Origin of the sequence: Allobosea sp. 2KB_26 (genome assembly GCF_052115715.1) — a bacterium.
Taxonomy (GTDB): domain Bacteria; phylum Pseudomonadota; class Alphaproteobacteria; order Rhizobiales; family Beijerinckiaceae; genus Allobosea.
In genome coordinates this window covers 1-7342 of the sequence record NZ_JBFRHE010000045.1, presented here as the reverse complement: position 1 = coordinate 7342, position 7342 = coordinate 1, and the positions used below count along the sequence as shown (strand labels likewise).

General features: G+C 58.6%; 8 protein-coding genes and 1 pseudogene. 3 read left to right on the top strand and 6 right to left on the bottom strand.

Annotated elements, in window-relative coordinates; genetic code table 11:
* Window positions 1-120: 120 nt before the first annotated feature.
* Both AB4099_RS34985 and AB4099_RS34980 read right to left on the bottom strand, forming a co-directional pair.
* Window positions 121-465 (bottom strand): hypothetical protein, encoded by a 345-nt coding sequence (locus AB4099_RS34985; protein WP_441481474.1) that lies wholly within the window; start codon window positions 463-465, stop codon window positions 121-123.
* Window positions 466-475: 10 nt separating this feature from the next.
* Window positions 476-1444: a hypothetical protein gene (locus AB4099_RS34980; protein WP_441481473.1), complete on the bottom strand. Its 969-nt coding sequence runs from the start codon at window positions 1442-1444 to the stop codon at window positions 476-478.
* 108 nt (window positions 1445-1552) lie between these two features.
* On the opposite strand from AB4099_RS34980, the pseudogene AB4099_RS34975 reads away from it, so the two are divergent.
* A pseudogene (locus tag AB4099_RS34975) lies at window positions 1553-1925 on the top strand (transposase); the annotation flags it as partial.
* Here the strand turns inward: AB4099_RS34975 and AB4099_RS34970 are convergent.
* Window positions 1896-2477, bottom strand: a complete 582-nt coding sequence (locus tag AB4099_RS34970; RefSeq protein ID WP_441481475.1) for a class I SAM-dependent methyltransferase — start codon at window positions 2475-2477, stop codon at window positions 1896-1898. The pseudogene AB4099_RS34975 and the gene AB4099_RS34970 sit on opposite strands and share 30 nt — an antisense overlap.
* 426 nt (window positions 2478-2903) lie before the next feature.
* A complete protein-coding gene (locus AB4099_RS34965) occupies window positions 2904-3332 on the bottom strand; it encodes a hypothetical protein (protein WP_441481472.1) in 429 nt (142 codons plus the stop codon).
* Between the two features lie 188 nt (window positions 3333-3520).
* On the opposite strand from AB4099_RS34965, the gene AB4099_RS34960 reads away from it, so the two are divergent.
* Window positions 3521-5590 carry a thiol-disulfide oxidoreductase DCC family protein gene (locus tag AB4099_RS34960; protein WP_441481471.1) on the top strand — a complete coding sequence of 690 codons (2070 nt, stop codon included), beginning with the start codon at window positions 3521-3523 and terminating at the stop codon, window positions 5588-5590.
* Complete coding sequence (locus AB4099_RS34955) at window positions 5574-5864, top strand: hypothetical protein (RefSeq protein WP_441481470.1); 291 nt, start codon at window positions 5574-5576, stop codon at window positions 5862-5864. Before AB4099_RS34960 ends, AB4099_RS34955 begins: the two co-directional genes overlap by 17 nt.
* A gap of 297 nt (window positions 5865-6161) precedes the next feature.
* Here the strand turns inward: AB4099_RS34955 and AB4099_RS34950 are convergent, their stop codons facing one another.
* Window positions 6162-6362 carry a hypothetical protein gene (locus tag AB4099_RS34950; RefSeq protein WP_441481469.1) on the bottom strand — a complete coding sequence of 67 codons (201 nt, stop codon included), beginning with the start codon at window positions 6360-6362 and terminating at the stop codon, window positions 6162-6164.
* The gene (locus AB4099_RS34945) at window positions 6359-7297 is read right to left on the bottom strand and encodes a hypothetical protein (protein WP_441481468.1); all 939 of its coding nucleotides are present in this window, start codon (window positions 7295-7297) and stop codon (window positions 6359-6361) included. The genes AB4099_RS34950 and AB4099_RS34945 overlap by 4 nt, the downstream gene beginning before the upstream one ends.
* Between the last annotated feature and the right edge of the window lie 45 nt (window positions 7298-7342).

Genomic DNA, 7342 nt, shown 5'->3' with positions numbered 1-7342 from the left:
GGCTGAAATCGGCCGTGAAAGCATAGGTTCCCGCCATCCTGGTGACGACGACGGGCGCTGTCGCCTGCACCTGAGCGGGAAAGCGGGGCAGGATGCGCAAGCGCATGGCGGGTCGTGGCATTAGCGAAAGCCTCCCTCGAGCACGGGCAATTCAGCGATGACGGGCTCCGCAACAAAGCCCGTGGCGCTGTCGGTGAAGCGGATATTGACGGTGTAGGAGCCGGCGCTAAGGGCGCGCATCGCGGCGGCCGGAAATGCGAATTCGAAACCGGCCGGGGTCAGCGTCAGCGCCCCGTCCGCGGTCGAGCCATGGAGGCGCCGGGCGCCATCCTGGTCGCGCAGCTCCATCTCGATCAGATAGGTTGCGAGCGGCCAACTGGTGCCGGTGTCGTCGTCGGTGACGGAGATCGCTTCCGCCCAGTCGGCGGCATTGGAGGCGGGTTCGAAGGAGCCAAAATGGTTCATCGCCCTGCCCTCACAGCTTCTGATGCCAGGTGACGAGCCCGAAGCCCGGCATGCCATTGAAGGCCGTCCCCGACCCGAGCGCGTTGCCGGTGAAAGTCAAAGGAGAGCTGAACGATACCGGGATGCTCGTTGCGACGGGGTTTTTCGCCGCAGCGTCGCCAGCACCACCCGGCGTGATTGCGACGGAGCCAATGCTCGTGAGCGCCGTGATATTGTTGAGTGCCCCCGTCACAGAGCCAGTGGGGGCCACTGCCGGCAGGTTCGCTTGCGCGAGGGTGTTGGTCGCCCGGCCGCCATACGAACCTGAAGTGGACGAATTCCCCTGATCGAACGTTGCTCCCGTCAGGCGGTTCGCCGCCGAGTTGCCCATCGTGTCGAGCCCGAAAGGAGCGCGCCCGCGCCAGTCAGGCAGGCCTAGCGTCTTGCCGGCGGCATAGTCGACCGCGCCGCTGACCCCGCGCCCGCCGGAGACCGGGCAGACCGTGTTGTCCAGGCGGCTCCACAACCAGATGAACAGCGCTTCGGTGTCCGCATTAGCGCGCTCCGTCGCACCTGACGCCGCATTGCCGATGGTCAGCGCATTAAGGCGGACGAAGCCCGCGATCTGCCCTGGCTCGAACGACCATTTCGGGTCGCCGGTCTTGAAGCGCTCGCTGTCGGGCACCGTGCCGCCGCCCCCGGAGGACGCTGGCGCCGGGTTGGCGATGCCGTCATCGTTCCAGAGCAGCACACCGGCGGCAGAGCGCACCTCCTCCTTATAGTTCCGATACGGGAGATAGACGCGCGGCCACCTCCCGTACGCATCCGAGGGGATGAAATCGGGAGAGGCCGGCAGCGGCACCGAGAGCGCATCATCCGCATAGGCGATGAGCGGCGTGGTCGTGCCCGCGAGGAAGAAGCGCAGCTGCGCACCGGCCACCGCATTGCCGTTGAGATCGAGCACCGTCTGTCGCGACAGGGGCCAGGAAAAGGCTGGCATGAGGGCATGTCTCCAAAAGAAAGGGCCGCTCCAGTGGGGAGCGGCCCTGGGGTGGACTAGGAAAGGTGGAATGTTGGGATTCTCATGGATGCTGATGCGAATCTAAGGCTGCCCTTTGGAGGCAACCGTGGGCATTCTGGACCTCCTTACGATCATTGGGAGCGGATATCGCTCCGTGTCATCGGAGATGAGAGGAGGCGCGGTTCGTCTGGTCGCGACAACCGGATGTTCATGGAAGCAGTCTCGGGGATCGTGGGAGCGGGCTCGCCTTCGCGCGATCTCTCAGAGATAATCGGCGACTGGAACTGCGTTTTTCCGCCGCTTCAGCCGCCGGAGCCACAAGGGTGTCTGGTGCCGCATCTTCGCGGCAACGCCGGACGATCTGGACTTCGAGCATCTGATCGTCCGCGCTCACCAGCACGCGTCAGGCGCCCATAAAGGTCATCGACGATTAACGCGCGGTCATGATCCAAAAGGTGTAGGGCGGCCAGGCTTGGTGGACGACTTCGCCTGTCACCTCATCGAAATGCGGCGCTGCCAACGCCCGATAGCCCTCGGGCCTGCGGGCGTGCTGCCCCCGGTCAAGCCGTACGAGCAGCTTTGAGATCGGGTTCTGGCCTGGCGCATATGCGCAATCCAGACTCACCACTCGCCCACCTGGCTTTACCACCCGACGCAGAAGCGTGAAGAGGTGGCCAGCCTGCTCGTCCGACATGTGGTGGAGCACCGCTCCGACAATGACGAGGTCCACTGGCTCTAGCGACGCCGCCTCTTCCTCACCAAAGAAGCCCGCGTGAAAGGTGCCAGCATCTCCGTGGGCAGCGCGCGCCGCCGCTACGTAATCAGGGTTGGGCTCGTAGCCCACGTACTCCACGCGCGGCAGGAAGCGCAGCACTTCGGCGGTGCCGCAACCAATGTCCAGCACGCGCTCTCCGGGCTGCGCAAGCAGGTAGGTGTCGGCGAACCAGGCCCGGTTCCGTTCGGCCCGGAACACCCATTGCGTGAATTCGTAGAGTGCGGGGTGGCGCAGCATCGAGTAGAGGCCAGACTTCTCAGCCATGCGGAGCTGCTCCAAAGCGTATGAGTGGATATGCACAAACCCGATAACGAAGGTCAAGAACCGTGAACGCCAAACGCAGGCGCCGTGCCAGTTGTGCCCAATGATGAGACCAGTGCGCGTTTCACTGCAGGCGACGTTGATTTGGCTGTTGCAAGCCAGCACTTGGCTGCCTTCGGCTGCCAAGCCGTATCCGGTTTGCGAGGTTAGACCACTGCCAGGACCATCGATCGTGTCCTTGCGAACTTGGGCCGCGGCTTGGGCCAGGCCGCACCATCGCAACCACCGTAGGCCGCAGCAACGCATCCATATTCGGAAGATCTTCTCGATCACGGAACGATTGCAGTGGATCGCTGGTTCCAGGCTCCGAGGCGAGCCCTGTGTCGACTTAATCGCGCGCCCTCATTCCAGTGGCGACAACGCGTGGCGTTCCGCGCCGCCGCCAGATGAGGCCGGCGCCGGATTGGCGATGCCGTTCCAGAGCAGCACGCCGGCCGTCGAGCAGACCTCCTCCCTGTGGTTCCGGTATGGGAGATAGCCCCGAGGCGAGCGCCCATCGGCATTCGAGGCGATCAAATCGGGAGAGGCCGGCAAAGGCACCGAGAGCGCATCATCGGCATAGGCAATGAGCGGCGTGGTCGCGCTCGCCAGGAAGGCGCGCCGGCGACCGTATATGGCAAGATCGAGCACCGTCTGCCGCGAATGGGGCCACCAAGAGGTTGGCCGAAGTTCCGTCTTCCAGTCCTCGATCCAGGTCAGCCGCGTCATGCTCGGCGGCAGATCGGGCGGCCGTCCGAAATTCAGATTCAGCGTATTGGCATCGCAGTTCATGTCGTACCTCTACGACCTGCAGAGGTCAGTGAATGGTTCTCGAGGTACACCGAGACGAAGGCCCGCCAGGGTTGGGGCGATTGCAAACGGATCCGACGGAGGCTATTCAAATAAGCGCTGAGCGCCAGTCTGCCATTGTCGCGACGCGGGAATGCCCCTTTCGATGAAATTTAATAGGGAAGAAGCCGGTGACAAACGCTCAAACTCTTAAACAAGAGCGGCTTGACCTTAAGAAGGGCAGGCGCGTTTTAGCCGTTCTTGCAATTTTAGCGCTGGCTTGCGACATTCTGTTCGCGCCGACAAACTACTACTCTTTCGCGATTGCGGGTTTTTTTGCCAGTCTCCTATTGATTACAGCGATCTTGGAGATGCGAGCTATTGGCCCCCTCCTCTCCGGAATCGCCGAGCGATTTTCTAGTTTTTTGCACAAAAGAGGTTCATTTTACTCATCAGCCGAAGCAGAAATACCTAAATTCGCTATTATACGCATAATATTCGGCGCATTTCTCGTTCATCGGGCATTCTATTTATTTAACTACTCTTTTCCAGACGATTGGAGCAATTTTAGCATTGCCATCATGCTGGCGACATCACTTGTCTCCGCCATCTGTATTCTCTTGGGTTTTGTAACTCAAATCGCTTTTATATTTTTGGTTATCGTACAATGGAAAATTGGAGACTATGCGCTCGCAACAGCAACGCTCGGCAATGCAATTGCGGCAATGCTTGCTGTAGTTCTTTTCGTCGCAAACGCAGGCGCTCATTACTCCCTGGATGCAATCATTCGAAAACGCAATATCAAAGATTTATCTTTCGCACTCTCTTTATATGACAGGCGCTTTATTCCGACAGACGGTGAGTTGCAGCTTATAAAATTCGCTACACTCTTCGCCTACAGCTGTGTTTGCCTGTATTCACTATCCATGCACCTGAACGAGCCAGCCTGGATGACTGGAGTTGCAGGACCTCAACTCCTTGCAAGCAATTTCATGAGTAAGTACTATTATTTGTTTGAGAGTACGTTTGAAGCATCACCACTCGCTGTCCATGTCGCCCGAATTTCGATGTGGATGATGATGATCTGGTATTGTAGCATTATTCCATTCGTTCTCATCGGAGGAATCGCGAGGGCCTACGTCATCTGGTGGGGCGTTCTCTTCTTTATATTGAGCACATTTGCCCTTCAACTCGGGTGGCTCGGCCAGTTTGAGTTTCTATTTTGGGCATCTCTGTTCTGGAATAAGAAATTTATTGCCGACGCACCGTCCATCACTATCGTTTACGATGACAGATGCAATTTGTGTGATCGCACCGTCAACGCACTCATGCGCGCCGATCTTTTTAAGCAGATTGCCTTCATGCCAATTTCCACCAGCAAAGAATTTCTGCGAAAGAATTTCATCCCAGACGAAGCCGCTTTGACCGACCTATATGCGGTCGATCATCTGAATTCCAACAATCACCTGTCGGGTTATAATCTTTATACGACCCTGACGACGAGAATATTGCTGCTCGCACCTCTTTACCCATTGTTTCTGATGGGAAGGATCACGCGCATTGGGCCTCCGATATACTCCTGGATCGCGCAACGACGAATCAAATTGTTTGGCGTTTGCACCCTCGCGTCGCCAAAACCTCGAGCCGCCATCCCAAGCCGGCGCAGATTTGTCCTGCACAAGGTCAGGAGACTCAGCCCAGCTCTCGTGCTCTCGCTACACATATTCTCGCTAGGAGCAGTTTATCTGGCGCTTATGCCCGCCCCATACGTGAATTGGTTCGGCACTCCGATCCCAGCCGCCTTAAAACCACTGTCTGACAACCTAACAAAGCAGGCCTCTTTCTATGGCATAATACCTATTGATGTATTCAATTCCGTCGACCTAGGCATGTCAGTGAACTGGTTTACGATATCAGCCGTATATAAAGACAATCGCGAAGAACTTATTCCCGTATTTAACGACGATGGCTCGCGCTTAGACTGGCATAAATCTGACAGAATATATTACGGGTACACAGTTCAATGGAGACGCGGCGCAATATTGTCGGATAAATCCTGTTTATTTAATGAATCTAAAACTATGTTAAACTATTTTATAGATCTATTCGAAGACAAGAACGACAATTCTGCAATTAAATACGTCTTTAGACAATTCAAACAACCTCTCGCTGATTCAGAACAACTTTGGAACGGTAATTTTCAAAACACAGAACCTATTGTTACCTGCGAGAAAATTATAGAAAATGATACAGGCGCGTGAGACGCCTGACGTTTTCGATCAACCGGTTGCGGCGCTAGAGGGCGCCGCTGTCAGAAAGGAAAGCGCCCGCGGCCGTCCTCCCTGGGCGGAGCGCACCAGGGATCGCCGCGCCTGCGCCGCCGCCATCCATGCCGCGGCCTCGGCCCAGGCGATCAGGGGCGCGCTTGGCTGCCTGTTGCGTGTGATTGTTGCAACTGTTTCGCGAGGCAACACCCAACTCGGAGCCGCCGCACTGTTCCCGCTCGACACTCGCGACGACGTCGGGCTGGCGTGAGAATCGGCGCCCAGCTTCGGGCTCTCTCACGGCGCGGGTCCAATGCCTGGATCAACGGCGAGCCACTCGCTCCCTCTTTTGCCCGGACGAGAAACGAAACTGACCCCAGCCTTGGGTGCGCTCTGTAGATCTGCTGAGCCTGGATGCCGTGGCGCTTCGCCGTTCCGATCACGTTGCAGCTCGTCCTGGCCTCCTCGACCACGGCACGCTTCTCGTCCCAATTCCAATGCCTACGCCGTACATAGGTCTCGCCGTCCGCTGCCGCTCTCCAGCACCACTGCTGGCACTACAGCCAAATCACGGTGCCGGCAGGCTGGCCGTAGGGGGCGGATCAAACAAGGCGGCCTTCGCCGGAGGGATACCCCATGCGAGCATTGAGGCCCACTCTTCCGGCGTGTCGACTGCCGATATCAAAACAGCAGCCGCCTCCTCCGTCATGAGAAGAGCCGCGGAGTTGTCGTCATTGGCATACGCCGCTGAAATGATCGTGTAGGTCATCCCTTAATCTCCTCGGCTACAAGGACGGCCGCAGACGTCCCATTGAAGTATGGCGCACCGACCGAGCCATTGAGTGCGCAGGCTCCGCTGTTTGGCCCAACGCGAATTCGATAGGTGTGGGCGTTGGTGTCGCCTGGAGTGTGTTCGAACGAGAGAATCGAACACGTGAGAGAGTTGGCAACGTCGATATAGACGCCGACAGCCCTAACCGCGTTCACGCCGCTGTCGATGAACAAGGCGGCCGTTGCGACGGTGGTAGCGACTGCGCTGGAGAACTGCCCATTCCATCGCACCCGAATTTTGTTCGACGCCGACGACGGCGTGATGGTTACCGTCTGGATTTCGGTGCCTTCCGAACTTTGCGGGATTGTGTTGTCGATCGGGATCGTGCCGGTCACGGTCGCGTTTGAAGTGTAGGCCGAGGTAACGCTGTTGATCACCGCCCCGGTCGAAGCAACCGCTGACGCAGTCAACGCCCCGCCCGAAAGCGTCAGGCCAGCCCCCACCGCGATTTCCTCGGCATCGCCACTGCCGGCCGTCGTGCGCCCGAGCAACTTCGCCGTACCGATGTTCTGCATCTTGGCGAAGGTGACCGCGTCATTGGCGATGTCCCCCGTCGCCACGCCCGCTGACGCGATCGAACTCAGCCTGACATTCATCGGCTGGTAGAACAGGTTCGCGTCGCCATAGGTCACCAGCGCGGTCGGCCCGCCGCCGCCGATCGTGCGTTTGGCGAAGCTGTTGGCGCCGGTCTGCTCGACAGCACCTTGCGAGGTATCGAGCGTGGCGAGCGCGTCGATCTTCGTTGGCCGATTCTGGATATGGGTCCAGTCCGTGGCGCCGGTCGAGAGGTCCTGCAGCCGCGTGCGGATAAAAGCCTTGCTCCCGCGGTTCTGGAGAAGCACGTCGTAATCGGTCAGCGCCGGCGCCGGCATTTCGCCGATCGGGCTGAAATCGGCCGTGAAAGCATAGGTTCCCGC